3 protein-coding genes are annotated in these 2,025 nt (G+C 62.5%); 2 read left to right on the top strand and 1 reads right to left on the bottom strand.

Annotation, left to right across the window (positions count from 1 at the left end; genetic code table 11):
* On the top strand, positions 1-476 hold a 476-nt coding region (locus EN949_RS34875), incomplete at its 5' end, for a hypothetical protein (protein ID WP_127371973.1).
* A 72-nt stretch (positions 477-548) separates the two neighbouring features.
* Here EN949_RS34875 and EN949_RS34880 read toward each other — a convergent pair.
* Complete coding sequence (locus tag EN949_RS34880; RefSeq protein WP_024504026.1) at positions 549-1,346, bottom strand: lytic transglycosylase domain-containing protein; 798 nt, start codon at positions 1,344-1,346, stop codon at positions 549-551.
* A 141-nt stretch (positions 1,347-1,487) separates the two neighbouring features.
* On the opposite strand from EN949_RS34880, the gene EN949_RS34885 reads away from it, so the two are divergent.
* The coding region (locus EN949_RS34885) for an FAD-dependent oxidoreductase (RefSeq protein WP_127371974.1) at positions 1,488-2,025 on the top strand (538 nt) is incomplete at its 3' end.

Below are 2,025 nucleotides of genomic sequence, written 5' to 3' on the forward strand. Positions count from 1 at the left end.
CGCCGGCCGCCGGCCAGGAGTTCGACCCCGCCTCTCTTGACCTTCCCGCGCTGATCGAGTGCAGGGCGGACGTTCCGACTTACAACGACTTTGCCCTGTGGCTGTCCAGCGCACCGGGTGCCGTTGAAACGCTTGGCTGGAAGGAGGTTGCCTCCGCCAATCCGTTTCTCAGCCAATACGAACTGCCGGCCAAAATCCGCGTGTTCAACCGCGAGACAGGATCGATCGTGTTTACCGCTGCGGGGCCGATGGCCGTGCTCGACGGCGTTGCCGCGCCGGAGCTTGCAAAAGAACTCGACGTCATGGCCGTGTTTTCCACGCCGCAAAAATTCCTTGGCGAAAAGGTCGTTGTCCAAAGCACCGAAGAGTCGGAAGGATTGACCTTCTCCACCGACGTCAAGCTCAACGTCTCGACCGTCGAGTCCCATCCCGGCAAGACCCTGGCCGGCTGCTCCTACACGCTCGAAATCAAATAAAAACCCGGCATTCACGCCGGGTTTTCGATCAAGTCAAAAATGGCCGGGGCCTTCTGCCCGGTGCATGTTCCGTCAATCGCCGTCGATCGCCGTGGCAATGCGGGCGATGGCCTGCTGATAGACGCTCGCGGAATTCCAGCCGGCAATCGCGCCCATATTCGCACTCGCGCTCGCACCTGCCCGCCAGCCATGGCCCTTGAGGAAGTTGGCAGTGGAAGCCAGCGCCGTGCCCTTGTCGCGCAGGTTTCCGCCGCCGACGCCATATTTCAGGACGTTTCCTGGCAGGAACTGCGTGTGTCCGATCTCGCCATGCGCGGCCCCGACCGACGAGGCTGTCAACGCCCCGCGATCGACCAGCTTCAGGGCGGCGATCGCATGCGGGTAGAAGAACCCCGGGCGGCGGCAATCATAGGCAAGCGTCAAAATCGCAGAGACGGTGTTCTGGTTGCCCATGGCCGAACCGAAGCCGGTTTCCATACCCCAGATGGCCAGCAACACGCCCGGCGACACGCCGTAATTCGCTTCGATCTTGGAGAACAGCGCCGCATTCGACTTTTTCAGCGACCGGCCCTTGGAGATAATCGCCGCGCCGCCGCGCCGCCGCATGAAATCGTCCACCGAGCCGCTGAAGGCCTTGTGAATGCCGCGGTCGACGGAGATGGTCTTTGTCGCGTAGTTCGCCCCGGCCAGAGCGGCCAGCCCCTTGGCGCCCACACCTTCCGACCTGGCCTGCGCGGCAAAGTCCTGCTTCCAGGCCTCGAAGCCGGCGCCGGTCTTGCCGCAGCTGGCCGCTGCCTGTGCGCCCGTCGCCAGCGCAAGCACCGCCATCGCGGCCGCTGCAAACATCTTTCCCTTGGCAAGAATTGCCATGTTGATCTCCTGGTTGCCTGAATCACGTCCCAATTGCGAACTTGCCAGCGAAACGCGCACTTGTCACTGTCACCGCTGCAATGCTGGCGAATGCCGTGGAATTTGCCTAGGATCAAGTGATTATTGTGGCAAGGGGGCTGCATGCAAGACGTTGATGTCGTCATCATCGGCGCCGGCTCGGCGGGTCTTGCCGCTGCCAAAACCCTGCAGGCGGCGGGGCTTTCCTTCACGCTGCTCGAAGCGATGGACCGAATCGGCGGGCGAGCCTGGACCAGCGACCAGCATTTCGGCGTGCCTTTCGACATCGGCTGCGCCTGGCTGCATGCCGCCGACCGCAATCCCTATTTTCCCGAAGCGCAAGTGGCAGGCTGGACGTTGCATCATCACGACATGAATGTCGATCATCTCTACTACCGCGAGCGCAAGGCGAGCGAAGCGGAAGAAGCCGACATGAAGGCCGCCGACGCAAAGCTGTTCGAACTGCTGGCCAGGCATGAAGTGAAGGACGGAGATGACGATCGTCTTTCGGCGCTGTTGGCAAAAGGCCATGCGCCGCGCGCCGCCGCCACCTTCGCCGGGCCGATGGATTTCGGCGCCGACGAGGACGAAATCTCGATCCTGGACTTCCAAGCCGCCGCCGATCTCGACCCGAACTACTTCAGCAAGGAGGGCCTTGGCG

The organism is Mesorhizobium sp. M7A.F.Ca.US.007.01.2.1 (genome assembly GCF_003998165.1).
GTDB lineage: Bacteria > Pseudomonadota > Alphaproteobacteria > Rhizobiales > Rhizobiaceae > Mesorhizobium > Mesorhizobium ciceri.